This window comes from Sodalis sp. RH20, assembly GCF_047324205.1.
GTDB lineage: Bacteria > Pseudomonadota > Gammaproteobacteria > Enterobacterales > Enterobacteriaceae > Acerihabitans.
The window spans coordinates 2,849,332-2,875,631 of record NZ_CP178733.1 but is presented as its reverse complement, the minus strand read 5'-3'; the positions used below and the strand labels follow the sequence as shown (position 1 = coordinate 2,875,631).

23 protein-coding genes are annotated in these 26,300 nt (G+C 57.3%); 6 read left to right on the top strand and 17 right to left on the bottom strand.

Going from position 1 to position 26,300, the window contains the following annotated elements; translation table 11 throughout:
- The first annotated feature begins 444 nt into the window (after positions 1 to 444).
- Complete coding sequence (locus ACL2XM_RS13220; RefSeq protein WP_413722435.1) at positions 445 to 870, top strand: hypothetical protein; 426 nt, start codon at positions 445 to 447, stop codon at positions 868 to 870.
- Between the two features lie 985 nt (positions 871 to 1,855).
- Positions 1,856 to 3,103: a peptidase T gene (gene pepT / locus ACL2XM_RS13215; RefSeq protein WP_413722436.1), complete on the top strand. Its 1,248-nt coding sequence runs from the start codon at positions 1,856 to 1,858 to the stop codon at positions 3,101 to 3,103.
- Between the two features lie 93 nt (positions 3,104 to 3,196).
- Here pepT and ACL2XM_RS13210 read toward each other — a convergent pair whose 3' ends face one another.
- The 9 genes from ACL2XM_RS13210 to ACL2XM_RS13170 form a co-directional block, all read right to left on the bottom strand.
- Positions 3,197 to 4,318 carry a JmjC domain-containing protein gene (locus tag ACL2XM_RS13210; protein ID WP_410015732.1) on the bottom strand — a complete coding sequence of 374 codons (1,122 nt, stop codon included), beginning with the start codon at positions 4,316 to 4,318 and terminating at the stop codon, positions 3,197 to 3,199.
- Positions 4,319 to 4,465: 147 nt separating this feature from the next.
- Positions 4,466 to 5,932 carry a two-component system sensor histidine kinase PhoQ gene (gene phoQ, locus ACL2XM_RS13205; protein ID WP_410015731.1) on the bottom strand — a complete coding sequence of 489 codons (1,467 nt, stop codon included), beginning with the start codon at positions 5,930 to 5,932 and terminating at the stop codon, positions 4,466 to 4,468.
- Positions 5,933 to 5,937: 5 nt separating this feature from the next.
- A complete protein-coding gene (gene phoP, locus ACL2XM_RS13200) occupies positions 5,938 to 6,609 on the bottom strand; it encodes a two-component system response regulator PhoP (protein WP_162364562.1) in 672 nt (223 codons plus the stop codon).
- A 178-nt stretch (positions 6,610 to 6,787) separates the two neighbouring features.
- A complete protein-coding gene (gene purB / locus ACL2XM_RS13195; RefSeq protein WP_413722438.1) occupies positions 6,788 to 8,158 on the bottom strand; it encodes an adenylosuccinate lyase in 1,371 nt (456 codons plus the stop codon).
- A 25-nt stretch (positions 8,159 to 8,183) separates the two neighbouring features.
- On the bottom strand, positions 8,184 to 8,810 hold the full coding sequence (hflD, locus tag ACL2XM_RS13190) for a high frequency lysogenization protein HflD (RefSeq protein WP_410015729.1): 627 nt from the start codon (positions 8,808 to 8,810) through the stop codon (positions 8,184 to 8,186).
- 152 nt (positions 8,811 to 8,962) lie between these two features.
- Positions 8,963 to 10,072 carry a tRNA 2-thiouridine(34) synthase MnmA gene (gene mnmA / locus ACL2XM_RS13185; protein ID WP_410015728.1) on the bottom strand — a complete coding sequence of 370 codons (1,110 nt, stop codon included), beginning with the start codon at positions 10,070 to 10,072 and terminating at the stop codon, positions 8,963 to 8,965.
- 121 nt (positions 10,073 to 10,193) lie between these two features.
- Positions 10,194 to 10,646: an NUDIX domain-containing protein gene (locus tag ACL2XM_RS13180; protein ID WP_410015727.1), complete on the bottom strand. Its 453-nt coding sequence runs from the start codon at positions 10,644 to 10,646 to the stop codon at positions 10,194 to 10,196.
- 65 nt (positions 10,647 to 10,711) lie between these two features.
- Entirely contained in the window at positions 10,712 to 11,314 is a 603-nt protein-coding gene (gene rluE / locus ACL2XM_RS13175; protein WP_410016579.1) for a 23S rRNA pseudouridine(2457) synthase RluE, read from the bottom strand.
- 84 nt (positions 11,315 to 11,398) lie between these two features.
- Positions 11,399 to 12,058: an MgtC/SapB family protein gene (locus ACL2XM_RS13170; RefSeq protein WP_410015726.1), complete on the bottom strand. Its 660-nt coding sequence runs from the start codon at positions 12,056 to 12,058 to the stop codon at positions 11,399 to 11,401.
- A gap of 586 nt (positions 12,059 to 12,644) precedes the next feature.
- On the opposite strand from ACL2XM_RS13170, the gene ACL2XM_RS13165 reads away from it, so the two are divergent.
- Positions 12,645 to 12,914, top strand: coding sequence for a DUF1471 domain-containing protein (locus ACL2XM_RS13165; RefSeq protein ID WP_413733134.1), 270 nt, complete (start codon positions 12,645 to 12,647; stop codon positions 12,912 to 12,914).
- Between the two features lie 134 nt (positions 12,915 to 13,048).
- Here the strand turns inward: ACL2XM_RS13165 and ACL2XM_RS13160 are convergent, their stop codons facing one another.
- Positions 13,049 to 14,170 carry a mechanosensitive ion channel family protein gene (locus ACL2XM_RS13160; protein ID WP_413733132.1) on the bottom strand — a complete coding sequence of 374 codons (1,122 nt, stop codon included), beginning with the start codon at positions 14,168 to 14,170 and terminating at the stop codon, positions 13,049 to 13,051.
- 109 nt (positions 14,171 to 14,279) lie between these two features.
- A complete protein-coding gene (locus tag ACL2XM_RS13155) occupies positions 14,280 to 14,729 on the bottom strand; it encodes a DUF4385 domain-containing protein (protein ID WP_410015723.1) in 450 nt (149 codons plus the stop codon).
- 183 nt (positions 14,730 to 14,912) lie between these two features.
- Here ACL2XM_RS13155 and ACL2XM_RS13150 point away from each other — a divergent pair, with 183 nt between their 5' ends.
- The 3 genes from ACL2XM_RS13150 (at position 14,913) to ACL2XM_RS13140 (ending at position 17,406) form a co-directional block, all read left to right on the top strand.
- Positions 14,913 to 15,704, top strand: a complete 792-nt coding sequence (locus ACL2XM_RS13150) for an SDR family oxidoreductase (RefSeq protein WP_413728665.1) — start codon at positions 14,913 to 14,915, stop codon at positions 15,702 to 15,704.
- A 139-nt stretch (positions 15,705 to 15,843) separates the two neighbouring features.
- The gene (locus ACL2XM_RS13145) at positions 15,844 to 16,809 is read left to right on the top strand and encodes a 2-hydroxyacid dehydrogenase (RefSeq protein WP_413733131.1); all 966 of its coding nucleotides are present in this window, start codon (positions 15,844 to 15,846) and stop codon (positions 16,807 to 16,809) included.
- A gap of 51 nt (positions 16,810 to 16,860) precedes the next feature.
- Positions 16,861 to 17,406: a GNAT family N-acetyltransferase gene (locus tag ACL2XM_RS13140; RefSeq protein ID WP_413733130.1), complete on the top strand. Its 546-nt coding sequence runs from the start codon at positions 16,861 to 16,863 to the stop codon at positions 17,404 to 17,406.
- 9 nt (positions 17,407 to 17,415) lie between these two features.
- Here the strand turns inward: ACL2XM_RS13140 and ACL2XM_RS13135 are convergent, their stop codons facing one another.
- From ACL2XM_RS13135 to ACL2XM_RS13110, 6 genes are all read right to left on the bottom strand, one after another.
- Positions 17,416 to 18,717: an alpha/beta fold hydrolase gene (locus ACL2XM_RS13135; protein ID WP_413733129.1), complete on the bottom strand. Its 1,302-nt coding sequence runs from the start codon at positions 18,715 to 18,717 to the stop codon at positions 17,416 to 17,418.
- A 47-nt stretch (positions 18,718 to 18,764) separates the two neighbouring features.
- Positions 18,765 to 20,045 carry an FAD-dependent oxidoreductase gene (locus ACL2XM_RS13130; RefSeq protein ID WP_413733128.1) on the bottom strand — a complete coding sequence of 427 codons (1,281 nt, stop codon included), beginning with the start codon at positions 20,043 to 20,045 and terminating at the stop codon, positions 18,765 to 18,767.
- Between the two features lie 101 nt (positions 20,046 to 20,146).
- Entirely contained in the window at positions 20,147 to 21,130 is a 984-nt protein-coding gene (locus ACL2XM_RS13125; protein WP_413733126.1) for a toxin glutamine deamidase domain-containing protein, read from the bottom strand.
- Positions 21,131 to 21,360: 230 nt separating this feature from the next.
- Complete coding sequence (gene argG / locus ACL2XM_RS13120) at positions 21,361 to 22,698, bottom strand: argininosuccinate synthase (RefSeq protein ID WP_410015716.1); 1,338 nt, start codon at positions 22,696 to 22,698, stop codon at positions 21,361 to 21,363.
- 689 nt (positions 22,699 to 23,387) lie between these two features.
- Positions 23,388 to 25,169, bottom strand: coding sequence for a sensor histidine kinase (locus ACL2XM_RS13115; protein ID WP_413733125.1), 1,782 nt, complete (start codon positions 25,167 to 25,169; stop codon positions 23,388 to 23,390).
- Positions 25,169 to 25,819, bottom strand: a complete 651-nt coding sequence (locus ACL2XM_RS13110; protein ID WP_413722447.1) for a response regulator — start codon at positions 25,817 to 25,819, stop codon at positions 25,169 to 25,171. Before ACL2XM_RS13110 ends, ACL2XM_RS13115 begins: the two co-directional genes overlap by 1 nt.
- Positions 25,820 to 26,300 lie beyond the last annotated feature (481 nt).

Sequence of the window (26,300 nt, the reverse complement as noted above, 5' to 3'; positions counted from 1 at the left end):
TATTGAAGCGCCCGGTCTGAGGTTTTATTCGTATCGGTTTTCTCGATGGCGCCAGGATTAAACGCCATTTCATTACAAAAAAGCGATATATTACGACGGCAATATTACTGTCGCCTACGGTGAAAAATTATAAAAAGCCTATTAATTAAAATATAATGCTTAATTAAAATGGTCCCAGAAGACTCTCCTACATCAATAACTGCGAGCCGCACCATTGCCTGTCCTGCGCATTATCTCATCCAGCCTGCGCAATCAATTATTGACATTCCTCACATTTTCTTTACAAACCCATAATGTTTTATTGCTTATATATCAATAGGTAAAGCATTATTTTTTAAATTGTGAAGATAAATTGTTGGATATTAATTAATTTCATGTTACAAAAATTTATGATTCGTTTGGCTCGTTTGTTTTTTTTTACTATAGGAATATCTGGAGATAAAAATGAAAAAGGCTGCTTTTGGCTTGATGATGGTACTCGCGCTTACAGCTTGCTCGGGTGGAATGATGGGAGGGGAAGATAAGTTCAGCACATCTTACGTTGAGTCTCATATTATCAAGGGTAAAACCACGCAACAGCAAGTTCAAAGTTTGTATGGCGTACCGGATTCAAATGAGAAATCATCCAATGGCGTCACCTGGGTTTATCATAAAAACGGCGCGCTAAGCGATGCATCCAGTTTAACCGGTTTTATTCCTGGTACCGGCGCGATTTCCAGTGCCCTAGGATTGGCTGGTACAGCCAGCTCAGCCTCTTCTCAAGCTAACAAGGTATCAGGGAAAATGAGCGGCAATACTGAAATCCATGGCAATCGTTTCTATGTCACCTTTGATAATAATAATATTGTGGACTACTGGAGTCTAAATTAACTGTTATATCAGTGGGTAAATACGTGCAGGCGGTGCGAAAGTCTGGTCATGCAAGACAGTATTTCCACAGACTTGCCTAAGGTCATCAATCTGATTTTATTTTTGATGTTGATGTTGATGTTGATGTTGACCTTGACCTTGACCTTGACCTTGACCTTGACCTTGACCTTGACCCGGCATCAAGCGCGCTGACGGCAGGGCGGACGACCGGACGAGCCGCAGGGAGGCGGCGAGAGCACGGTTCGCGCCGGGAGCGCGTACCGTGCGGTCCCAGGGGCGGCAGCCGGGACGGAAGGCACCGCGCAGCGGCGCGCGATCTGCCGGAAGCCCGGGATTCGAAAGGGCCGGGGCGACTGCCGGCCCTTCGTCGATTGCCCGCACGGGCCGACATACGCCGCCCCGCTGACGGCAAGCGAAACCTCCCCCAGCCAACACACGCCACCCCGCTGACGGCAAGCAAAACCTCCCCCAGCCAACACACGCCATCCCGCTGACGGCAAGCAAAACCTCCCCCAGCCAACACACGCCACCCCGCTGACGGCAAGCGCAACCTCCCCCAGCCAACACACGCCACCCCGCTGACGGCAAGCAAAACCTCCCCCAGCCAACATACGCCGCCCCGCTGACGGCAAGCGCAACATCCCCCAGCCAACATACGCCACCCCGCTGACGGTAAGCGCAACATCTCCCAGCCAACATACGCCGCCCCGCTGACGGCAAGCGCAACCGCCGATCCCAGCCTACACACTATATGCCCCCCGCAGGCTGCCAATGGCATTCTCCGGCAACACCCCTTTCCCGCTAGGATATAAAATCATGCTTCAGGTCAAACCCCGCCGGTTTAGGTTCTGCCGGCAAACGGAATACGCTATGCTTAGGCAATTATGCTTTTTTGCAGGTCAAAACCATGAAAACTGACCTGACACAATATTTGCAAAATCATCGCTACCCATAATAGGTGCCAGTGATGCGACAGGCGGAAAAAATGGACAAATTACTCGATCGTTTTCTACATTACGTTTCCATCGATACCCAATCAAAACCGGGGGTTAAACAAGTCCCCAGCACCGAAGGGCAATGGAAACTGGCTCATGTGCTGCAGGAAGAGCTGTCCGCCCTGGGATTTGAACAGGTGACATTAAGCGATCATGGCTGCCTGATGGCGACGTTGCCTGCCAATGTCGCCTGGCCGGTGCCGGTTATCGGCTTTATTTCCCATATGGACACCGCCCCGGATTTTACCGGCAAACATGTCAATCCGCAGATCGTCGAGAATTATCGCGGTGGTGATATCGCCTTGGGCAACGGTGATGAAATACTCTCGCCGGTAATGTTTCCTGTTTTGCATCAGCTGATGGGCCATACCCTGATCACTACCGACGGCAAAACGTTGCTTGGGGCCGACGATAAGGCAGGCATAGCGGAAATCATTACCGCTATGGTGCGCATCAAGGAGAAACAGCTGCCCCATGGCGATATCCGTATCGGCTTTACCCCCGATGAGGAAGTCGGCAAAGGCGCGCAGTTTTTTGATGTCGAGCGTTTTGGCGCCCAGTGGGCCTACACCATGGACGGCGGCGGCATCGGTGAGCTGGAATATGAAAACTTCAACGCCGCGTCGGTGCTGGTAAAAATTGTCGGTAACAACGTGCATCCCGGCACCGCCAAAGGGGTAATGGTGAATGCCTTGACGCTGGCCACGCGCTTTCACCAGCGCATGCCCGCCGACGAAACGCCCGAGGCTACTGAAGGCTACGCAGGTTTTTATCACCTGAACAGTATGAAAGGCAGCGTCGACCGGGCGGAAATGCATTATATCGTGCGTGATTTCGACCGTCAGCGTTTTGAAGACCGCAAGCAGTTTATGATCACCACCGCCGAAGAACTGGGGAAGGGGCTACACCCGGATTGCTATATCGAACTGACTATTGAAGACAGTTATTACAATATGCATGAGCAGGTGGCGCAGCATCCGCATATCATCGAGCTGGCGCAGCAGGCCCTGCGCGAGTGCGGTCTGGAACCGATAATGAAACCGATCCGCGGCGGCACCGACGGCGCTCAGCTGTCGTTTCGCGGGCTGCCGTGTCCGAATTTATTTACCGGCGGGTATAACTACCATGGCAAACATGAATTTGCCTCGCAGGACGGCATGGAAAAAGCGGTGCGGGTGATTATGCGCATCGCCGAGCTGACCGCGTTGCGCGCGAAAGGCCTGCCGCATAAGGCATAACGAAAAAGCCCGGTGGAAACCGGGCCTGGTGTACGTCGGCTTGCAGCGGGTTTGACAGCAGCAACCCCCGCTACGGCGCTTCAATCCCTCGTTTTAGTTCTTGAAATACCAATAGCCGCTATTGATCAGCGCCGTCAGCAATGCCAGGAACGAAGGATCGTCCAGCGCCGCGCCAAACTGCGCGCCGCTAATGACATAAGCGCCGGCCAATACGGCCAGCGCCTGTTTATGCTGGGTGACAATCTGTTCGCCGTTGACATAACACTCTTCGCCAACTTTTAATACGCGCAGGCCGCCGAGACGGTGCAATTGGTCGCCCTGTTGCAGCAGATCGTATATTTCGCCGGCCTGGTAAGGCGGTTCCGGCGGGGCGATATCCAGCTCATGGCGCGACTGGGAAATAAACTCGCCAAACCAATGATTAAATCTGTCCGGCTGCTGAACCAGATCCATCATCATGGCGCGCAGCGCATCGATCTCCTCCGGCAGAACGGCGGACGGGTCGGCGCGCGGTGTCAGGGTGGGATCGCTATAGCGTTGGCTGCCCAGTTCCTGCGCCAGGACATAATCGGCAAAACCGCTGACCAGCTCACGGCCGCTGGGGGCGCGAAAGCCTACCGAATAGTTAAGCGCATTTTCCAGCGAATACCCTTCGTGCGGATAACCGGGCGGAATATACAGCATGTCGCCCGGCTCCATTTCTTCATCAATAATGGCGTCGAAAGGTTCTACCTGCAGCAGATCCGGATGTGGGCTGTGCTGTTTCAGCGCCTTTTTATCGCCAACCCGCCAGTGACGACGGCCCTGTCCCTGGATAATAAACACGTCGTACTGATCAAAATGAGGGCCGACGCCGCCACCGGGCACGGCGAAAGAGATCATCAGATCATCGATCCGCCAATCGGGCAATTGGCGGAAAGGGCGCATCAGCGCGGCGGAAGGTTCATGCCAATGGTCGACGGCCTGGACCAGCAGGGACCAGTTGGTCTCGCTCAGTTTATCAAAACTCTCAAAAGGCCCATGGCTGACCTGCCAGCGCCCGTCCTCATGGCTGACCAGGCGGCTGTCGACCTCGGTTTCCATTGCCAGGCCCGCCAGTTCATCCGGCGTTAAGGGATCGATAAAATTCTTGAAAGCGCGTTTAATGATGACCGGCCGCTTTTGCCAGTAGCGCTGTAAAAAGTCATTCCAGTCAAGATCGAGTTGATAATCCATAGCCTATTCCACCGTGAGGGACCCTGTCTGGATTATAACGGAAGCCGGTAGGCTACGGGGGTTAAATTATCCGACATGCCGCAAAATACCGCTATAAAATAGGCCAAGGACGCGCTTCTTTATCAAAATATAGGCCGCTTGCGTAGATCAGTCGTCGTCCTGGTAACCCTGCTGGCGCTTGAAGATCACTTCCACCAGGGCGCCCCCCAGCGCGCTTTCGCCGACGATGATATCGCCCTCATATTGCTCCAGGATTTCCGCCGCAACCGAGAGACCCAGGCCCTGTCCCGGGCGCAGGGTATCGGCGCGCTGACCGCGCTTGAAGATCAGGGTGCGTTTAGAAGCGGGAATGCCAGGTCCGTCGTCTTCGATAAGCAGGTGCAGCTCTTTTTCGTTCGCGCGCGCGCTGATCTCGACAAATTCCAAACAATATTTACAGGCATTGTCGAGGATATTGCCCATCACCTCCATGAAGTCGTTCTTTTCGCCGATAAAGGTCAGTTCAGGGGAGATGTCCAGTGAAATGGAGACCCCCTTGCGCTGATACACTTTGTTGAGCGCCGAGCACAGGCTGTCCAACAGCGCCGGTACGGAATGCAGTTCGCGGCTGAGCACGTTATGATCGGAATGCACGCTGGCACGGTGCAGGTAATAGCCGATTTGCTGCGAGATACGACTGATTTGCTCCAGCATGATCGGTTCCACCAGCTCGATATTGGTTTCCCTCCCGGTGCGCAGGGAGCGCAGCGTCGTCTGCAGCACCGCCAGCGGCGTTTTCAGACTATGGGTGAGATCCGACAGGGTGGAGCGGTATTTTTGGTAACGCTGGCGCTCATTGTTCAGCAGAATATTCAGGTTGCGCACCAGAATGCCCAGTTCGCGCGGCGGATTTTCATCCAGCCGGTCCCGTTCGCCGCCCTCCAGTTCGCGGACCTGCTGCACCAGGTCCTTGATCGGGCGCAGGCTCCAATGCGCCGCCAGCCACAGCAGCGGCACCACCAGCAGCAGGTTGGCCAGCAACACATAGCTGAACCACTCCCAGACCAGGTCGGTGCGCTGCAGTTCATGGGGAATGGTATCCACCACCACGATGGTCAGCGGGGGCAGCCGCCCGGTCGCCGGGTAACGATTCACCGCCACCGAGTGCGTCAGCGCGTTGCTGTCGCTGCTGTCGAAATCTTTCAGTTTGTCCTGCGCGGTGGGATTGTCGCCCAGCACCGCGCTGCTGGTGCGGGTATCGGTATCCAGCTCGAAATAGCCGGTTTTTGCCAGCCACTCGGGTTTCAGCCGTGTTTCCAGGGCCGGCACATAGCGCTGGCGCCAAAGGATTTGGCCTTTATCGTCATAGATGAGCACCAGGGCGGCAAAGTTAATGTCGATGTTGGGGGGAACGGCGATAGTCAGCTGGTTGTCTTTCCACTGCGCCAGGCTGAAGAACAGATTGCTTTCACCGCGCAGAAGGCGAAACGAGGTTTTGTCAAAGCTGACGCTGTAGCCGATGACCGCCACCATGCCGTAGCATAAGGAAAGCGCCAGAACCACGCAGGCGGTAGCCAGCAGGAATCTGACGCGAAGCGAGAAGGGCTTCTTATGTTGATAAGGGAAGTGGGCCATAGATCTTAATTAACATCAAAACGATAACCCTGCCCACGAACCGTTGTGATCACTTCATACGGATAATCGGCCTGCATTTTTTTTCGCAATCGCCCCATCAGGACATCGATAGTGTGACTTTCGCGCAATTCCGCGTCGGGATAAAGCTGCAGCATCAGGGAGTCCTTGCTGACTACTTTGCCGGCGTTGCGGATAAGCGTCTCGATGATGGTGTATTCAAACGCGGTCAATTTGATATGTTCGTTATTGATCATCAGTTCGCGGCGCGACAGATCAATCTGGAACGGCGGCAGGGTAATGACCTGCGAAGCCAGTCCGCTGTTACGGCGCATCAAGGCCTGCATGCGCGCCACCACTTCTTCCAGATGGAAAGGCTTGGTCACATAATCGTCCGCGCCCGCTTCCAGCACGGTGACTTTATCTTGCCAGCCCTCGCGCGCGGTGAGTACCAGAATGGGGATTTTTACCTGATGGGTGCGCCAGCGGCGTATCAGGCTCAAGCCGTCTTCATCGGGCAGGCCGAGGTCGACAATGGCGATATCAGGTGGGTGTTCATGCAAAAAATAATCCGCCTCTCTGGCATCGGCGGCGGCATCGACCTGATGACCCATTTCACGCATTTGTACTGTCAGGTGATGTCGAAGAAGAGAATTATCTTCTATAACCAGAACTCGCATCGCAACTCCTAAGTTAAAGCACCAGTAACGAGCCTGAATCACCCGTCTCTGCCAATCTGTAAAAACAATCCCCTGGGCTGATGGACGTCTTTTGGGAGAGTATCCCAGAGGATGGCTAAACTTATGTTCAACGGAGCTTTAACCGGAGCGTTCGCTAGGGCATTTCACACGCCGGGCATTATTTCAGCTCATCGACCATGGCAACGGCGCGTCCGATATAGTTGGCCGGCGTCAGCGTCTTCAGCCGGGTCTTTTCCTCTTCCGGCAGCGGCAGGCCGTCGATAAAGGCCTGGATGCCGGCGGCGTCAACGCGTTTGCCCCGCGTTAACTCCTTAAGTTTTTCGTAGGGTTTTTCAATGCCATAGCGGCGCATCACCGTTTGGATCGGCTCCGCCAGCACTTCCCAGTTCTGATCCAGCTCCGCCAGCAAACGATCGCCGTTGACTTCAAGTTTGCCGACGCCCTTGAGCGTGGACTGGTAGGCGATTAAGGCATAACCGATGCCGACGCCCAGGTTACGCAGCACCGTGGAGTCGGTCAGGTCGCGCTGCCAGCGTGAAATCGGCAGTTTGCCCGCCAGATGGCCCATGATGGCGTTAGCCATCCCCAGATTACCTTCGGAGTTCTCAAAATCGATCGGATTCACCTTGTGCGGCATGGTGGAAGAGCCGATTTCACCGGCCACGGTGCGCTGTTTAAAGTGGTTCAGGGCAATATAACCCCAGATATCGCGGTCGAAATCAATCAGGATGGTATTAAACCGCGCCATGCAGTCGAACAGTTCGGCTATATAGTCATGAGGCTCGATCTGGGTGGTATAGGGATTCCAGTGAATACCCAGCGAGGTGACGAATTCCTCACTGAACCGGTGCCAGTCCACCTGCGGATACGCCACGATATGGGCATTGTAGTTGCCCACGGCGCCGTTGATTTTACCGAGGATTTCCACCTGCGACAACTGCCGGTACTGACGCTCCATACGATAAGCCACGTTCGCCATTTCCTTGCCGACCGTGGACGGGGTGGCGGGCTGTCCGTGAGTACGCGACAACAACGGAATATCCCGGTACAAATGCGCCAGCGCCTTGATGCCGTCGATGATTTTACGCCAATAGGGCAGGATCACGTCCCGGCGGGCGGTTTGCAGCATCAGCGCATGCGACAGGTTGTTGATGTCTTCCGACGTGCAGGCGAAATGGATAAATTCGCTGACCGCGTGCAACGCCGGTACCGACGCCACCCGTTCCTTGAGGAAATACTCCACCGCCTTCACATCGTGATTCGTGGTGCGTTCGATGGTTTTGATGCGCGCGGCATCCTGTTCGCTGAAGTTGGCGGCCAAATCATCAAGGTAAGCGATTGCGTGGTTGTCAAATGCCGGGACTTCGCTGATATCGGCGCATGCCGCCAGTTTTTGCAGCCAGCGCACTTCCACCTGGACGCGGAATTTCAGCAAGCCATATTCACTGAAAATAGCGCGCAAGGCGTCGACTTTGTCGCCGTAGCGGCCGTCAACGGGGGAAACGGCGGTCAGTGAGGATAATTCCATCGATTGCGACTCCTGGGATAAGATTTCAACATTGTGCAAGGATTTGCCGGGCCTGTTCAAACAGGCGATTGCGGGCGAACATCAGTTGCAAACGGCCGCCGCCCACCTGTTGCCACAGCACGGCGGAACGAATGCCGGCCAGTAACGCTGCGCGCACCTTGGCCTGTACCTGCAGGTTCTGCAGCATGGCCGGGGCGCCGGTCACCTGGATACGTGGACCCAGCGGGCTGATGACGTCGACATAAATTGACGCCATGGCGCTTATCAGGGTCTCTGACATTAATTCGAAATGAGACAGCTGGCGGTCAAGCTGGCCGATGCGCTTCGCCAGTTCGTCCAGGGCGCCTTTATTGGCATGCAGTTTACGCTCCAGCACCATCAGGCTCAGGGTATAACGCGTTATCTCCGCTCCCACGCCTTCGCGCGAGGCGTTAAGCATGCCCGCCATGGCTTCCAGCCCGGGCTTGAGATTCGCCGGCCGGTCGCCGTATACCCTAAGCGTCGTGGGCGGGTTAAGATCAAGCAGGCTGCGCAGCGAGACTTCGAGCGCGTCGTCGTCGCACACGCCCTTATTGGCCAATTGCCGGACTAATAACGCGCTTTGGCAGATCCCGGCCAATGCCAGCGTAATATCATAATAATTCTTAGCCAAGGTTACTCCTGTACACTTCCCTGATGATGCGGCGGCGTTTAATCACGCATGGGGGCATTCAGCCGCCGGCCGGACTTATCCCGGCGATAAAATGGTTGTCGTGTCTTTGCCGCCGATCATGCCACAAATCGCGTGGTAAACCCAGATCAGGATCACTCCTGCAGCGGCAACCGGGCCTCGATAACGCCGCCGCCCAGGCACAGTTCACCCAGATAGAACACCGCCGACTGTCCGGGCGTGACCGCGGCCACCGGCGCGTCGAACAGCACGTTGATCCGCCCGTCCGCCAGCGGCTCGACCAGGCAGGGCACATCCTGCTGGCGGTAGCGGGTTTTCACCACGCAGCGCAGGGGACCGGCCAGGGGCCGCCTGTCCACCCAGTTCAGTTGCCCGGCGACCAGGCCCACCGACATCAGCCGCGGATGCTCATGGCCTTGGGCCACCACCAGGATGTTATCATCCATCAGCTTGTCCACCACATACCAGGGCTCGTCATTGCCGTCACGGGTGCCGCCGATGCCCAGCCCCTTACGCTGGCCCAGGGTGTGGTACATCAGCCCCTGGTGCTCGCCGACCCGCTGTCCGTCCACCGTCAGGATCGGGCCGGGCTGGGCCGGCAGGTAGCGGCCGAGAAATTCGCGGAACCGGCGCTCGCCGATAAAGCAGATGCCGGTGGAATCTTTCTTGGCCGCGGTGATAAGTCCCAGCTCCGCGGCGATGCGCCTGACCTCCGGCTTGGCCAGTTCGCCCACCGGGAACAGGCACTGCGCCAGTTGGCTGTGGCCGAGGGTATATAAAAAATAACTCTGGTCTTTATTGTCGTCGAGACCGCGCAGCAGCTGGCTTTTACCCGCCTCATCCCGGCGGCGCACATAGTGGCCGGTGGCGATGAAATCAGCGCCCAGGTCCTCGGCGGCGAACTCCAGGAAGGCTTTGAACTTAATTTCTTTATTGCACAGCACATCGGGATTGGGCGTGCGCCCGGCCTTATATTCGGCCAGGAACAGTTCAAACACGTTATCCCAGTATTCGGCGGCGAAGTTCACCGTGTGCAGGGGAATGGACAATTTATCGCAGACCGCCTGCGCATCGGCCAGATCGCTTGCCGCGGTGCAGTATTCCTCATTGTCGTCCTCCTCCCAGTTTTTCATAAACAGTCCCTCCACCTGATAACCCTGCTGTTGCAACAGGTAGGCGGAAACGGAGGAATCAACACCGCCGGACATACCGACGATCACTTTAAGCTGACTGTTTTCTGACATGGGATTCTCACAAACGGGCGCGCGCGCCTTGATGTCACATTGCGCGCTGATGATACGAGGGGGCGGATTTTACCACGCCAGGCACCCCGCGCGCCACCGCGCCGGGGTGACGGAAAGAGCGTTAGAGCGCGAAGGGCCATTGAAACGCGGCGAGCATCTCCAGCGGATAGCGTTTATCCTGTTGATAGCACAGGATGCTTTGCGCCACCAGCGGCGAGCGCAGCAAATCCGAGGCCAGGATTTCATCCGCCGGCAGCCACAGGCAACGATCGATATCGTCGTCTTGGGGAATGGCGGTCATGCGCTCTGGTAAATCAATGGCGAATAAAAAGCGCAGAAACGGTGTCTTATCGGGCGCGATCCATTGATGGATGCGCAGCAGGGCCTGGGGCTGGGCGTGGATGCCCGCTTCCTCGTACAATTCGCGCCGCGCGGCCTGGATGATGGTTTCGTCCGCCTCCAGATGGCCCGCCGGCTGGTTCCAGCGGGGATTGCCATGAATGGTTTCCTCGACGATAAGGAAATGATTTTCCGCCTGGACTACACAGGCAACGGTGACATGCGGCTTGAACATGCGCGCTCCTTAACGCTTGCGGATTGCGGGATGCCCTGGTCGGGCATCCGTGATGGTACTTTTGCTTACAACTGCACTTCGCGCCATTCGCCCGGCGCCAGGTCCGCCAGGGTCTGATCCGCCATTTGATAGCGGATAAGCCGCAGGGTAGGGTGGCCGATATGGGCGGTCATGCGCCGGACCTGACGGTTACGGCCTTCATATAAAGTGATTTTAAGCCAGCAGGTAGGGATGGCCTTGCGCTCGCGGATAGGCGGCGTGCGCGCCCAGAGCCAGGCCGGCTCCTTCACGCGCTGCGCGCCGGCGGGCAGCGTGGGGCCATCGCTTAAGGTGACGCCGGTACGCAAAAGTTTTAACGCGGCGTCTTCCGGCTCGCCCTCCACCTGCACGTAATAAATCTTAGCCGTTTTTTCCGCCGGCTGCGTCAGCCGGGTCTTTAATTTGGCGTCGTTGGTCAGGATCATCAGTCCTTCGCTGTCGCGATCCAGGCGCCCGGCGGCGTAGATATCCGGTACCGGGATATAGTGTTTCAGCGTCAGGCGTCCGGCGTCGTCGGTAAACTGCGGCAGGACGTCGTAAGGTTTGTTGAATAAAATGACGCGCCTTGGCCCCCGCATCGGGGCGGGAGGACGGCGCGGACTGAATCGGGAAAGGCTATTATTTTTGATAAAAAGCTCGCCATAAGTGTGGGGTGGAGGGGATTGGCGGCATTATACTGCAAAACGGCCAGAATGCGGTTAGCTTTGGCGGGGCTAGCGAATGTCAATCTTATGCATCCCCTCAACGCCCAGCAACTGGCGATAGACTTCCACCGGTTTATAGCGGGTGCGCATCATGACTTCCAGCGTCATTTTGCAGTCTTTGGCGTCGTTCTCGTTACGTACTACCGACGACCGCACCACACGGATATGCAGTTTTCTCAAGGCCTGCATGGCGAGTTCAATGCTGGCGGGGGACAGCGACAGCATGATCATATAGCGCCGCCCGATAAGCCGGTTGCTTAATTGGCGAATGCCCTCGAGCACCAACAGCGTCATCAGGGTGCCGAAAATGCCGATGGCGTACATGCCGCTGCCGACAATCAGTCCGATGGCGGCGGTGACCCATAGCCCGGCCGCCGTGGTCAGGCCGCGGACGAACTGCTTATTGAGCATAATGGTGCCGGCGCCGAGAAATCCGATGCCGCTCACCACCTGGGCGGAGATCCGGCTAGGGTCGAGGGTGATATTATGGCTGTCCGCCAGAAGGTCGGCAAAACCGTATTTGGAGACAATCATAAACATCGCGCTGCCGATACATACCAGGATATGGGTACGCAACCCCGCCTCCTTGGCCCGAAGCTGGCGTTCCACCCCGATCAATGCGCCTAACCCGCCGGCCAGGGCGATACGCAGCAATAATTCGGTATCCATGTTATCTCCTTAAACATTGATATTGCACACCCGTCAATTTTATGCGGATACAGGCTAAGTATCGGATTTACCGGCGGGTTCATCAATAAAGGAATATGTTGAAATTTGTTACCAAACCGCTTGCGGCGGTCAGGGGCGTTCTCGGCGGGAAATGGGACACGGCCTTGTCATTAATATAATGCCGATTATAAATACCATTGTAATATTCAAACCATCTGTGAGCCAATGTATCTTATTAAGGTAAATATTTGTCAACGCTGTATAACGCTGGCATGAACCCTTCTCGGTGAGAATGGGCATAAATTTAAAATATGATGATTTTCAATAGTAAAAAAAGGAGAGGCCCGCTTGGGTGTAAATTAAAGGGGAAAAGGAGACGTATAAACTTTGTTAATATATGGCCACCGTTAAATTAAGTTACATTCACCCGATATCAGTGGACGCCGTCCTGGCCTACTCTTACTTTTATCGCTATACCGTTCCGTTCTGGTGTAACGCTGTTATTACCAAGCCTCGATGATCGCACCGCGCCGGCACCAGAAAACGGCGCGGGGGTCGATGATCCCGTCTCACTGAGGACCTGATTATGAAACTATTACCCTATCTATTTACCGCCATCGTCGCCGGTATCTCTTTTTCCAGTCAGGCGACGCAGGAAATCAACCAGCAGCAGGCGGCCGGGCATCAAAGCATCGGCACGGTGTCAGTGTCCGGGCTGGCCGGCTCCACCGACGACGCGGTGCACGCGCTGCGGCAAAAGGCCAGGGAGGAAAATGCCCCTTACTACCGTATTATCGGCGTGGATAACCCGGGTGATTCCAGCACGTGGTCGGGCGATGCCGAATTGTATCGCTGAATATTTCGTGACGACGCGCCCCGCGCCTGCGCGGGGATACGCGCCGGTGATCCCGGCCGGTAGACCCGCGGCAGCGTGGCTGTCCCCGGCCGGCATTATCAACACGCTTCCTGTCTTTTATATCCCGGCGTGATTTACTGCGGCGCCGCCGTCTTTTCCTGCGATCCTGGCTCCAGTACCTTTATCTGCGGGAATTCCCTTTCGGTAAATAAAATATTTTGCGTGGGTATCGCCAGCTTGATATCCATTTTTGCCAGTTCCTCCATCAGGCGAATATTGATTTCCTGCTGGATATCCATGTATTTATTATAATCGGCGCTGGCGACGATATGCACCACTTCATAGGTCAGGCGGAAATTATCGAATGACAGGAAATGCGCGCGGTCAAAACGGGTTTCCTCAATCTCTTCGATAATGCGTTTAATCATCGGCCCCACCAGGCGCAGCTTATCCGGGGGCGTGGAATAGGCCAGGCCGAAGGTGAACACGATGCGGCGTGTCTGCATGCGCTTATAGTTATGGATGGTCTGCTGCAGCAGTATGGCGTTGGCGCAGACAATCTGTTCGCCGCTCAGGCTGCGGATACGGGTGGTTTTCAGCCCGATATGCTCGATGGTGCCGGCGATATCATTGAACACCACGAAGTCGCCAATAACAAAGGGCTTGTCAAAACCGATGGCCAGCGAGGCGAACACATCGCTCAGCACGGTCTGGATCGCCAGCGCAATGGCGATGCCGCCGACGCCGAGGCTTGCCACCAGCGCGGTGATATTGACGCCCACATTGCCGAGGATGGACAGCAGCATCAGCGCCCATATCAACAAACGAATCATTACCCCCAGGATCACCATGGTCACGGTATTGCGCACCGCGCCGGGCTGATTGACCACCTTTTGCGACCAGACGTGGGCGGCGCTGTCCAGCCACAGGGCAATCTGGATGGCGAATACCAGGAACCAGCCGTGCGCCAGGGCGCTGTGCCATGTGCCGGGCAGCTCGATAAAACGCATGCTGATCAAAAACGCGGTGCATAGAATCAGCAACCGCTTGGTGTTGTCCAGCATCTCAACCGCAATTTGGTACAAGGCGCTGTGCCGCCCGGTGCTACACTGCTTCACCCGGCGACCCACCAGTTGGATCGTGCGCGAGATAATCCAGTGGATGATCAGGGTGGCGGCGATAATAATGGCGATGTTCAGCCAAAAATCGCCGGAGGTGATAAGGCGGAAAAAATTCAGGTTCCTCAACATCTCCATTCGGTGTCTCCCAAGTTGACCATCAAAAATACAAACCCATTATAAAAATTATAGTGATGACAAAGTGGCACATCATCAGCGAGGCGGCAAATGGGGGCTGGGCACGCGGTCAGCCGTACAACCGCTGATGATGTTTTTTGCGTTGCTGGTAATCCTCATCCGCGCGCAGCAGATCCCAATAGTGTTTAAATACCGCGGCGGCATCGGCTTTTTGCCTGTCAACGATGTAAGGCAGCACGGTACCGTCGGCGGCGTATTTTTTGCCGCCCTGATGATTGGCGTAACGCCGGGCGCGGGTATAGCCCATCTGGATAAATTTGCGCGCCATATCCATGCCGACAAAATCATCCTGGCGGCGGTATTGCTCGAAAAGAGCATGGATTTTTTCCGCCGATGTTCTGGCGATAGCGGCGTTTTTAAAACGCCAGTGCGGCAGAATCTCGCTTTTATAAGGCTCGACCAGCAGTACGCCCTGCTCGCCGCGGCCTACCTGATACCGTTCGGGATGGCGGCGGAAATCCGTATTGGCAAAATCCTGTTGGTAATTAAAGGGGCACATAACGTAGTACGTTTTCTGAGGTTTTTCTAAGGATAGCCAAAGGGTAAAAAAATGTCTCTCCAGCCTCCGCCCAGACGTCCCGCCGCGTTCCGGAAGATTCCGGCTGAAAGGCTATACTTTTGAAACCGACAATTGTCCTGAAACGATAAAGATATTCGCGTCGGTTTATCAGAGGAGAGCACCATGACTCAGTCTGCAAGCAACGTCGCCGTGGTCACGGCATCGGACTCGGGGATCGGCAAAGCCTGTGCCATCGCCTTGGCAAAACAGGGTTTTGATATCGGCATTACCTGGCATTCAGACCAGCGTGGGGCTGAGGATACCGCCGGTGAAGTGTTAAAACTTGGCCGCAAGGCCCAGGTATTGCAGCTGGATCTGACCCAGTTGCCCGCCGCGGCGGAGGTTATTGACCAGTTCAGCCGGTCTTTCGGCCGTCTTGATATGCTGGTAAATAATGCCGGGGCCAGCGCCGGTGCGCCATTTCTGGATTTGTCCTACGAAGATTGGCGCTCGACGTTCTCCATTGTGCTGGACGGCGCTTTTCTTTGCGCGCAGCGCGCCGCAAGACACATGGTCAAACAAGGGCAGGGCGGGCGGATAGTCAATATCACGTCGGTTCATGAACATACCCCATTGCCCGCGGCCGTCGCCTATACGGCGGCAAAGCACGGGCTTGGCGGCCTGACCAAATCCATGGCGCTGGAATTATCTCCCTACGGCATACTGGTCAACTCGGTGGCGCCCGGCATGATAGCCACGCCAATCAATGATATGCGCGAAGAGGATGCCTGGACCGCCAAAGAGCCCGGCATCCCTTTGGGACGCCCGGGCCATGTCGATGAAATAGCCTCGATGGTTGCCTGGCTGGGGTCCGAAGGCGCCGCCTATACCACCGGACAATCGTTTATTATCGATGGCGGTTTTATGCTGGTGAATCCCCAGTTCAAGGCGCAAAAAGCACAGGCAGGGAAATAAGCGCCGGTACACCCTAAAGGTGCGTTCAGGAAACGGCATCGGCCTGAAGACGTCAGGCGCTATTTAAGAGCATGGCTACTTTTATGCGTCAACTATCTCATGTATGGTTATAAATATGCTTCGTTTTCTCCTGTGACCTATGCCTATTTCGTTATTGCTGCATGTCGATATCCCCGCCGCGTTCCGTCCCGCCTTCGAGCAGGCCGGTTTCCGCCTGTGTCCCGCGTTGCGCGAGAACGAGCATAGTCCGATCCTGCCGGCTGAGGGCAGCATAGACCCCGCCAGGGTGGAGGCCGTTCTGACTATCGGCTCCATCGGCCTGAGTGCGGCGCATATCGCCGCGTTGCCTAACCTGCGGCTGATTTGCTGTCAGGGGGTGGGATTTGAAAAGATCGATCTGGACGCCGCGCGCGGGCGCGGCATTATGGTCACCAACGGCGCCGGCACCAACGACACCGCCGTCGCCGACCACGCGGTAGCGCTGCTGGCGGCGATAGTGCGCAATATCCCCGACCTCGATCGCGCGGTCCATCGCGGGGAATGGCAGCAGGCGCGGCGAACCCGGCCGCAGTTGACCGGGCGGCGCGTGGGGATCTTGGGCCTGGGCAATATCGGCCTTAAAATCGCCCAACGCTGCGCCAGGGGGTTTGATATGGACGTGGCCTACCATAGCCGCACACCGCGCGCCGACAGCGATTACCGCTATTGCGACAGTCTGGACGCGCTGGCGCGCTGGGCGGATTTCCTGGTGGTATGCACGCCGGGAGGCGCGGCGACCCGGCATTTGATCAATGCCCAGGCGCTTACGGCGCTGGGTGCGGACGGTTTTTTGGTCAATGTGTCCCGCGGCAGCGTGGTGGATACCGGGGCGCTGATCGCGTGCCTGCGCCGCCGCGCCATCGCCGGCGCCGCGCTGGATGTACTGGAGGGTGAGCCGGAGGTGCCCGCCGCGCTGCTGGCATTGGACAATATTATCCTGACGCCCCATGTGGCCGCGCGCTCGCCGGAGGCGCTGGACGCCATGTTTGAACGGGTGCTGGAGAATTTAACCCGCTTTTTCGCTGGCCGGCCGGTGTTGACGCCGGTGCCGGGCATGGCGATATAATCTTTCAGGCTCAAGACGCTCAACGTCTTTTTGTCATAATAAGGAACCGGCATGTTGGATTACCGTGAACTTATCAGTCCCCCCTCGCTCATGCTCGCGTTACAACAAGAAAGCGACGCGCAGGCCCTTTTTGATCTGGTGCATGCCGAGCGTCAACGGCTGGGCCGCCATTTGTCCTGGCCGCCGCTGATTAATAACGTCGGCGATACCCTGGCCAATATCCGCCATAACCGCGCCGATTTCGCCGCCGGCCGTTCGGCCGTGTATGTGGTGCGCTGGGATGGGGATATCGCTGGCATCCTCTCCTTTAACACTATTAATGATAAACAGGCGGAAATCGGGTATTGGCTGGCCGCGCGCTTTGAAGGCAGGGGTGTGATGTCGCGGGCGGTCACGGCGCTGATGTCCTGGTATGGCGAAACGGGCAAGCTGGACACCTTTATCATCCGCTGCGGGGTGGCGAATCGTCCCAGCAACCGGCTGGCCCAGCGGCTGGGGTTTGAATTCGATTATTGCCAGGTGCGGGCGGAAAAAATCGGCGATCGCTATGTCGATCATAATGTCTATTGCCTGCAGTATCGACCAGGCCAGGACTAGCGGTCCGCTTTAGCGGATGGCCCCGCCGCGCCGGCGGATATCCTCCATGAGCCGGCGCAGCACCGACGCCGACTGGCGCAGGCCGTCGTGCTGGTATTCATTGGTCACCCAGGCCTGCAGGTTGCCGACCCTGGCGGCGGTATCCAGCGATAGCCCGGCATCGACAAACATATCGTCGTGATAGATAGCCGCGGCCACCGGCACCTCGTTGGCCGCCAGCCGCAGCGGGTCGTACAGGGGCGGATAGCCGCCGCGTTCGGCCAGTATCCCGGCCACCTCGCGGAAGGGGCGCAGCGATCGGATCTCTTCGAACATCCAGGGATACATCATTTCACCGGTGAACAGCAGCGGGCGGCGCTGCGGGGAAAATTCGGGAAACGACGCCCGGATGCGCTCCGCGCTCCAGCGGCTGGCCTGTTCGCCTTGGCCGTAGATAATTTCCTGCAGCACGGCGTAGAGCGGGTTACCGTCATAGGAGGTCAGCGCCATGACCGCGGCGAGGAAATGGTCGGATAAGCGCGTTTCCTCCACGTCGCTGAAGGCTTCCTCCACCAGCCAATGAATATTTTCAAACCCCGGCGCCAGGCCGAAATCGTTGCCCAGGGTTTGCAGGCGGCGCACGCTCAGGCGATCGCCATCCGGCAGGCGGATATCCTGCGCCGCGATAGCGTCTGCCAGCCGGGCGATGCGCGCACCATCATCCGGGTAGCGCCGATAGTACTTCTCATTTTTTGCGGCGACCCGGGGATAGGTGCGGCGATAGACTTCATCCGCATCGGCGTCCAGCCCGGCCAGGCCGCCGGTAATATAGCAGGCCGCCAGGCCTTGCGGCGCCATAGAGAGGTAGCTTAAGGCGATAAAACCGCCATAGCTTTGTCCGAGGATTTCCCAGCGGCCGCCGCCGAATACGCGATCGCGCAGGTATTCGTAGTCGCGCACGATACTGTCGGCGCGAAACAGCCAGAGATAATCCGCGGCGGCGCCGGCATGCGCAAACGCGGCCAGGGTGGCGGTTTCCACCCGCGTGCTGCGGCCGGTGCCGCGCTGGTCGATTAGGATCACGCGGTGGGTTTTCAGCGCCTGCGCAAGCCATACCGGCCCGCCGGCGGACGGGCGCGGCCCTTTGCCGCCGGGGCCGCCCTGGATATAGGCCAGCCTGGGTAAATCAGCGTCGCGCTGCATCGGATCAACTACTTCACGGGCGAACACCTTGATGGTGCGGCCGTCGTCGGGATGCGCCCAGTCCAGCGGCACCGTGACCAGGCGATCGCGGATCAGCATGCCGGGAATAATGAATTCGGACAAAATCAATATCGTCTCCTTGTGGAATTAATGACCGGATAACGGCCGGGCGGTGTCTACCGGGGGGATCCGGGCGTCGCCGACGGCAAGGGCCGGGGGAGCTCGCGGCGAAAACCCAGCCCGATAATGCGCCCGGCGATCGCCGGCACCCAGGGCTGACGCCGCATCCAGCCGCCGATGGCAGATGGTTTGCGCGCGGGATCCCGCGGCCGGCTGTTTTTGCCGGTGAGCATAATTTGCAGCGATTGTAACGCCCAGGTGGGAAAACGCCTGCGCCGCTGCACCTTATTTAACTGACGCAAGGTGACCCGGCCCCGCGACAGCGGAAAGCTGAGAAGATTGGCCGTCGCCACGGCATCCTGGATGGCCAGATTAACGCCGACGCCGCCGATGGGCGACATGGCATGGGCGGCATCGCCGATGCACAAGACCCCCGGCGCGGCCCAGCGCTGCAGACGATCGATGCGTATCACCAGCAGTTTAAGCTGCGACCAGTCGGCGACGGCGCCGGCCAGGCGGTCATAACCGAACGGCGCGACCTCCGCCACCCGCCGCAGCAGGGCCGCCAGTCCTTCCCCGCGCAGGGTGTCAAAACTGCCTTTGGCGATGCTATAGCCGCACTGCCAGTAGTCGCCGCGATCGAGCATGATAAAATTATTTTTCGGGCCGCCGTGGCCGCTGGCCTGTTGCGTGTCGTCGGCCTGCTTGGGCAGCCGCAGCCATATCACGTCGCGCGGCGCGCCGAATTCACGTACCGGCAGGCCGGCGGCGGCGCGCACCATGGATTGCCGTCCGTCGCCGCCCACCACCAGGGCGGCATGGATACGCAGCGTGATACCGTCCGGCCCGGTCGCCAGCACGCCGCGCACTTGCCCGCCGGCAGTAAGCAGTTCCCGCGCCGTGGTGGCGCGCAGCAGCGTAAAGCACGGCAGGGCCTCGGCGCGCTGCGCCAGGAAATTAAGAAATTCCCACTGCGGCATAAACGCCATAAATTTACACCGGGTCGGCAGGCGGGAAAAGTCCGCCAGGGTCACGGTCTCGCCGTGGAATTCGCCGCGCAGTTTCTCCACCCGCTGGTGCGGCAGCGCCAGGAAGTCCGTCAGCAGACCGAGATGATGCAATATCTCAAGCGTCGAAGGATGAATGGTGTCGCCGCGGAAATCGCGCAGGAAATCAACATGTTTTTCCAGCACCGTGACGGCGACGCCGGCCCTGGCCAGCAGGTAGCCCAGCATCAGGCCGGCCGGCCCGCCGCCGACGATACAGCAGCCGGTATGGATATCCGGCCGGGGCGTGTCGCCGGTGGACAGGTCGGGACGGGAAGGATTCACAGCCATAATAGGTGCCGCGGCAATAAAATGATGATAATTGATAATACGTATCAATTATCATCTTGCAAGTGAATCAGCGCCAGAACGGGCCGGCGCCAGGATGCGGCTTACCGTTTTGCGGATAGGGGGAAGCCGATATCGGCCAGGGTAATAGCGCCCTCGTCGGCCGACATCGGGCCGATAAACCGCAGGAGCTTCTGATATTTGGTGCCCTGATCAAGGGTGCCATCGAGGGGGATGTGAATTTTTTTCTGCGCGTCAATCAGATGGAGGGTATCGCCGACTTTGACAATATTGACGGCGTGCCCGTCCACCGAGCTGAACAGCTTGTACCAGGACGGTCTCCTCAAAGCCACTACCGCATTAATATCGCCGCAATTCTTGAGTTTATCGGCTAACTGCGCGACCGAGTCGTATCGCGTCATGGCGACGTCCTGGCAGGTTTCAAACGTATTGAGGCTACCGCCGCGCATATCGGGTATGGCACCGTGTAATGTGCCCGTTTTAAACGTGTCAGCCACCGCGGTGGCGCATGACACGCAATTGGTTTGACCCACGCCATGAAACCCCAGCCAGGAGGCGACGGTGGCCAGCGGCCTTAACCAAAACGGCGGTCTGCCGCGATGGTTAACCTCCGTGAGCAGCGTATCTTGGATATAGGTTTCGAGACGGATGTTATAAATGGCATTTTTCCCCGAAGATTGTCGAAACTCTGGCGGTTGAAGGCCACCCGGCAGCTCGGTATTGCGGCAGAGTGCTTTAACGGGAGACGTGTCGCCCGCGCCTGGCGCCGGAACGTCAAAAATGCAAAATTCATCCTCTTCGTTGCTCGTGTCAGGGCCGGGGAGGGGCGCCGCTTCATTCAGCCCTTGCTGCACGATGGCCTTTGACCAAACCGCGGCGTGCTTCGACCCCGGATTATCCACAGAATGTGATGTGCTATCGAGAATTTCTTTATTAAGTGAAGTGGTGCCGCCGTTATTGATAGCGGTGATTTTGTTGGTTAAGGAAGTCCCATTATTACCATTGATGGAAGAAAGGGCATTATCCGTTGGCAGGTAATTTGTAGCGTTCTCATTTTCAATAAGCATGGTAACTATTTCTGCAAAGTAATAAACCATGCCTTTAATACGCTAAAAATAACGCGGAGTAAAATAAATCGGGTTTTATGGAAATCGAATTTACTGTAGCTATATTGTTAGGGTAAATAAATTAAATACAAAATGAACGATATTTGACGTGGATTATTAACGGTGGCAGGCGGTGCGGCTGATAACCCACGCTGATAATACAGCGCCGGTTATCAGAAAATATCATACTATTATTTGCCGGTCTTATCCTGCAGCTGCGGCAGGCCGCTGTTGTCGCTGGCGGACAGCAGGCCGGTGCTCATATAGTTGATCAGCTTTTCGCGGGTATCGGCGATATCCAGGTTGCGCATGGTCAACTGGCCGATACGGTCTTCCGGCGAGAAGACGGAATCGCCTTTTTCCATGGTCAGGCGCTCCGGCATATAAGTCAGGTTATCCGATACGGTATTAAGAATGGAATAATCGTTGCCGCGGCGCAGTTCCAGCGTGACTTCGCCGGTGATCTCGCTGGCGATCCAGCGCTGCGACGAGTCGCGCAGCATCAGCGCCTGGGAATCGAACCAGCGGCCCTGGTAAAGCAGGCGGCCGAGCTGGCGTCCGTTGGCGTGATATTGCGCGATGGTATCCTCATTATGGATGCCGGTCACCAGGCGTTCGTAGGCGATATGCAGCAGCGCCATGCCGGGGGCCTCATAGATGCCGCGGCTCTTGGCTTCAATAATGCGGTTTTCAATTTGGTCGCTCATGCCCAGACCGTGGCGGCCGCCCACCCGATTGGCCTCCAGCATCAGCTCGACCTGATCGCTGAAGACGACGCCGTTAATCGCCACCGGCAGGCCGCGCTCAAAGCGCAGCGTCACTTCTTCCGCCGTGACCCGCACGCTTTCGTCCCAGAATTTGACGCCCATGATCGGATTGACGATTTTTACGCTGGAATTCAGGAACTCCAGTTCCTTGGCTTCATGGGTGGCGCCAAGGATGTTGGAATCGGTGGAGTAGGCTTTTTCCGCCGACATTTTATAATCGAACCCGGCCTGGGCCATAAATTCCGACATTTCATGGCGCCCGCCCAGCTCATCGATAAAGTCGGTGTCCAGCCAGGGTTTATAGATTTTCAGCTCGGCATTGGTCAGTAAACCATAACGATAGAAGCGCTCGATATCGTTGCCTTTGTAGGTGCTGCCGTCGCCCCAGATATTGACCCCGTCTTCCTTCATGGCGGCCACCAGCATGGTGCCGGTGACGGCGCGGCCCAGCGGTGTGGTGTTAAAGTAGGTGACGCCGGCGGTGCTGTTGTGAAAGGCGCCGCACTGCAGCGCGGCGATGCCCTCCGCCACCAGTTGCCGGCGACAATCGATAAGGCGGGCCTTTTCCGCGCCGTAGGCCAGCGCCTTGCGCGGGATGGCGTCGTAATCGTCCTCGTCCGGCTGGCCCAGATTGGCGGTGTAGGCATAAGGGACCGCCCCTTTCTGGCGCATCCACAGCAGCGCGGCGCTGGTATCCAGGCCCCCGGAGAAGGCGATACCTACGCGTTGGTTGACCGGAAGGTGCCTGAGAATCGTTTCCATTAATTAAGCCCTATAAGAAAAGTACAGCAAAATGTGCCATCGCCCGTCATCGCGTCACCCCTGGGATCCTCAATGCGAGCCAATCCTTTTTGCCATCAGATGATACCTTCATCTTAAGGAAACTGAAGCGTAAACGCTACCCTGCAATGCATTGCCCGCGCGCCGGCGGCGATGCGCCGGTTTTTATCCCGACGGCCCGCTGCCGGTAGGGGGCGCTTGGCAATAGAACCTTGGGGGAGGAAGCCATGAAAGAATAAGGGGTGGGAAATAATAAAGAAAATATTCCACCCCGTGTCGCCACCGGGTGGAATAGCTTTTGCCTTTGTAAGGATAATCCTATTCTTAATGAAATAGGCGCAACCGTTTTCTGGCTTTGATTTCGGTATATCTGTTGGGTAATCTTGTTTTGCTTTTATTTTTTTGATGCATTAATAATGAAAATACCATTAAAACCATTAACAAGATTAAACCTATTACAGGTAAAATGATTTGCATTTTATCACCTAGTGCAATATTAACGTAATCTAACTATGCTGTGTATCTAATGATATAACCTGCAGTAAACGCAGCATGCCCACAACCTGCCGCGCAATGTGCGGCAACCAGCATCCTACTGATGCAAAGTGTACGTAATCAAGGGTGGGGGCGCATACCCTGTTTACGGTATTCTCCTGATTATAATAAAGACGCTAGCCCAAAAACGGCAGATATAACGCCACTTCGGTACCCCCCGCTCCACCCTGTACCCTCAGGCGCACGCCAAGCTTACTGGCGCGCGCATGCATGCCCGCCAGTCCGCGCGAACCCGGCCGGATAAGATCGGGCAGCATGCCGTGGCCGTCGTCGGCGACCCGCACCATGACCTCATCGCCTATCGGTTTGACCTCGATGCGGATCCGGGAAGGCTGCGCATGTTGCAGCGCGTTATTAATGGCTTCCTGCACAATTCGCAGTATGGACAGCGCCGACGCCGGCGTCAGGTAGTTTAGGGCGGGAATGGGCGCCACATCCCATTCCAGGGCAATGCCCAGCGCCCTCAGGCGCGGCTGCAGCCGAAAGCGCAGGTTGCCCAGCAGCGGCAGCAGATCATGCTCGGCCAGGTCCAGCGAGTCGATAATCAAACGCAGGTCCTGTAACGACTCCTCGATATGGCGGGCCAGTTCCTCCGGGTCGGTGTCGCGGCGGCGCGCCAGGCGCAGCGCGGTTATCAGCTGCGCTCCCATACCGTCGTGCATGTCCTGCAGGATGCGCGCGCGTTCGGCGATAATTGCCGCGCGCTTTTCGATCTGGCTGCCTTCACGATCGATGATAAACCGCTCGGCAAAAAAATAGATCATGACAAAACAAAACGGCAGCGCGCCGACAAAACTCCAGCGAAAACTGTCCCAAGGCAACCATTCCATAATAATCAAATAAGACTGGGCGACGCTGAGCGTCCATATCAGCGCGGTCAGCGACAGGGCGATAAGCTTTACCGAACGGGTTGACCAGCCCCGCGCCAGCAGCAGGGCGATGGGCACCAGGCGCAGCAGTACGTGGGGCCAGGTTATCAGCCAGGCGCGATCCGTCGCCTTGCCCAGCAGCATCAGCGCCACGACGCTGATAACCGTCAGCAGGGTGAGGCCATGCAGCAATGGGGGGAACCAGCGCAGCCGCGCGCCGCAGAGGCGATAACCCGCCACGCACAGCGCCCAATACATAATGGTGGTGATCATCACCCGCAACCCTTCCTGGGCCCCGAGGGGAATAGCCAGGTCGGCGAGATAGGCGAGCAGCGTGGCCAGCGAGGCCAGCAGGGCGAATTGGATGATGAACACGCGCTTTTGCCGCCAGGTGTAGGCCACCAGGAAACACAGGGAACCGGCAATCAGCACCAGAAGGACATAGGGGACGATGACCTGCAAAAGATACCGCTCAAACCACAGGTCACGCAGCGCCAGCGCGGGCCCCAGGCGGATGGCGGAAAGCCCGCTGCGCAGCGCGCTGTCCCCTTCCAGCCTGACGGCCAGCTGATTGGCGCCGCTGCGGAACAACCCGGCCGGCAGCACGATATATAATGGCGATTCCTTCATGGGTTCAACGTGGCGGCCAGCGGCATCGTTGAAACGCACGCCCGGGTTAAGCAGCGAACCGTTAAGCCAGACTTCCCCTGCCACTGATAGATGCGGCAGGTATAAGGCCAGCGGCTGCGCCGGCGGCGCGTCAAGATGGAAATCCAGCCGATACCAGGCAATGCCGCTAAACGCCGGTATGCGCAGACGCCAGTTATCCGGTAATGCTACCGTCTCGCCATGCCGTGCGGGCGGCGTGGCATCGCGGCTGTAGATAAACTCCGCGCGATCCAACAGCCGCGTTGCCAGCGCCGCGTCGGCGCCGCCGGCCGGGGAAGAAGACGCACCCGCAGGCGGGGTCAGGCTTAGCAGCAGCGCCAGCCCGGCCCACAGCCCGCGCCGCCGAAGGAGCGGGCGCATTAGATCAGGCCCTGGTTCCGCGCCTGGATAATGGCCTCCACGCGATTATGAACGGCCAGTTTGCTATAGATATTCTTGATATGGGTGGCGACGGTATGCGTCGAGATATTCAGCATGCGTGCGGATTCCGCCACGGTAAAACCCTGGGAAATATGCCGCAGGATATCGATTTCCCGCGTCGTCAGGCCATCCGGGCGCACCGCGGCGCTGGATTTTTCCGCCGGTTCGAACCGTTTAAGCAAATGGCGGGCGATCTGCGGCGATAGCGGGGCGCCGCCGGCGTGCACCAGCTCCACCGCCCGGGCGAATTCATCAATGGCGGTATCTTTGAGCAGATATCCGCGCGCACCGGCCTCGATGGCGCGGATAACATGGGCCTCGTCGCCGAAGATGGTGGCGACCAGCACCGCGGTGCGCGCCGCCTGCTGCTGCAGCGACTTGATCAGTTCAATACCGTCGCCGTCATGCAGGCCCAGATCGATGATGGCGACATCGGGATCGGTATGCCGCAGCAACGCCCATGCCTCGCCCAGGGTGGCGACGCTTCCCGCCAGGGTCAGGCGGGGATGGCTTAACACCATGGACTCGAACTCCATACGCATGGGTTCGTCGTCTTCAACCAGTAAAACCTTAATGCTGGAAGTATTCATGATTACGCCAAGGGGTAGCATTTAAATTAATAAGCCCAAAGAGGATGGGGAATGGTCTGCTCCTGGAGTGACCCTCCTGACACCAGGCCGGTTTAATTATTTTTGGTGATGAAATCGGCGGATCCAGTTTTACATGGAATGGCGGCATTGTGAAGAACCCGGTAACGGCGGGTTAACATTCTTATCGCTATCTTTACTTCATCAGGCCGGCGGCAACGCGTAGTTGAGGCGCATGGCGAGGGGCATCCGGTTGGCGATGATTTTTGTGCGAAATAATCTGCTAATGCTGATGTTGAACTAAAGAGAATATAGCGTTTTATCACTGGCGCAGGGGCAATGTAAAAGCCGTCGCTTTCAGATTAACCTCAAGTGAAAATGTCCGGATGGCGCCGGTATCGGTTTTGGCGCTTAACGCGCGCTGTCTTGTTCCTTCTTCAGCCCGTTCCGCCGGTCCCAACGGGGCCGTGATCCCCGCAATATC

Excerpts from the sequence above, each read along its gene's own strand:
- ACL2XM_RS13220 (WP_413722435.1), top strand. The coding sequence starts at position 445 with ATGAAAAAGGCTGCTTTTGGCTTGATGATGGTACTCGCGCTTACAGCT.
- pepT (WP_413722436.1), top strand. The coding sequence starts at position 1,856 with ATGGACAAATTACTCGATCGTTTTCTACATTACGTTTCCATCGATACC.
- ACL2XM_RS13210 (WP_410015732.1), bottom strand. The coding sequence starts at position 4,318 with ATGGATTATCAACTCGATCTTGACTGGAATGACTTTTTACAGCGCTAC.
- phoQ (WP_410015731.1), bottom strand. The coding sequence starts at position 5,932 with ATGGCCCACTTCCCTTATCAACATAAGAAGCCCTTCTCGCTTCGCGTC.
- phoP (WP_162364562.1), bottom strand. The coding sequence starts at position 6,609 with ATGCGAGTTCTGGTTATAGAAGATAATTCTCTTCTTCGACATCACCTG.
- purB (WP_413722438.1), bottom strand. The coding sequence starts at position 8,158 with ATGGAATTATCCTCACTGACCGCCGTTTCCCCCGTTGACGGCCGCTAC.
- mnmA (WP_410015728.1), bottom strand. The coding sequence starts at position 10,072 with ATGTCAGAAAACAGTCAGCTTAAAGTGATCGTCGGTATGTCCGGCGGT.
- ACL2XM_RS13180 (WP_410015727.1), bottom strand. The coding sequence starts at position 10,646 with ATGTTCAAGCCGCATGTCACCGTTGCCTGTGTAGTCCAGGCGGAAAAT.
- ACL2XM_RS13170 (WP_410015726.1), bottom strand. The coding sequence starts at position 12,058 with ATGGATACCGAATTATTGCTGCGTATCGCCCTGGCCGGCGGGTTAGGC.
- ACL2XM_RS13165 (WP_413733134.1), top strand. The coding sequence starts at position 12,645 with ATGAAACTATTACCCTATCTATTTACCGCCATCGTCGCCGGTATCTCT.
- ACL2XM_RS13160 (WP_413733132.1), bottom strand. The coding sequence starts at position 14,170 with ATGGAGATGTTGAGGAACCTGAATTTTTTCCGCCTTATCACCTCCGGC.
- ACL2XM_RS13155 (WP_410015723.1), bottom strand. The coding sequence starts at position 14,729 with ATGTGCCCCTTTAATTACCAACAGGATTTTGCCAATACGGATTTCCGC.
- ACL2XM_RS13150 (WP_413728665.1), top strand. The coding sequence starts at position 14,913 with ATGACTCAGTCTGCAAGCAACGTCGCCGTGGTCACGGCATCGGACTCG.
- ACL2XM_RS13145 (WP_413733131.1), top strand. The coding sequence starts at position 15,844 with ATGCCTATTTCGTTATTGCTGCATGTCGATATCCCCGCCGCGTTCCGT.
- ACL2XM_RS13140 (WP_413733130.1), top strand. The coding sequence starts at position 16,861 with ATGTTGGATTACCGTGAACTTATCAGTCCCCCCTCGCTCATGCTCGCG.
- ACL2XM_RS13130 (WP_413733128.1), bottom strand. The coding sequence starts at position 20,045 with ATGGCTGTGAATCCTTCCCGTCCCGACCTGTCCACCGGCGACACGCCC.
- ACL2XM_RS13125 (WP_413733126.1), bottom strand. The coding sequence starts at position 21,130 with ATGCTTATTGAAAATGAGAACGCTACAAATTACCTGCCAACGGATAAT.
- argG (WP_410015716.1), bottom strand. The coding sequence starts at position 22,698 with ATGGAAACGATTCTCAGGCACCTTCCGGTCAACCAACGCGTAGGTATC.
- ACL2XM_RS13115 (WP_413733125.1), bottom strand. The coding sequence starts at position 25,169 with ATGCGCCCGCTCCTTCGGCGGCGCGGGCTGTGGGCCGGGCTGGCGCTG.
- ACL2XM_RS13110 (WP_413722447.1), bottom strand. The coding sequence starts at position 25,819 with ATGAATACTTCCAGCATTAAGGTTTTACTGGTTGAAGACGACGAACCC.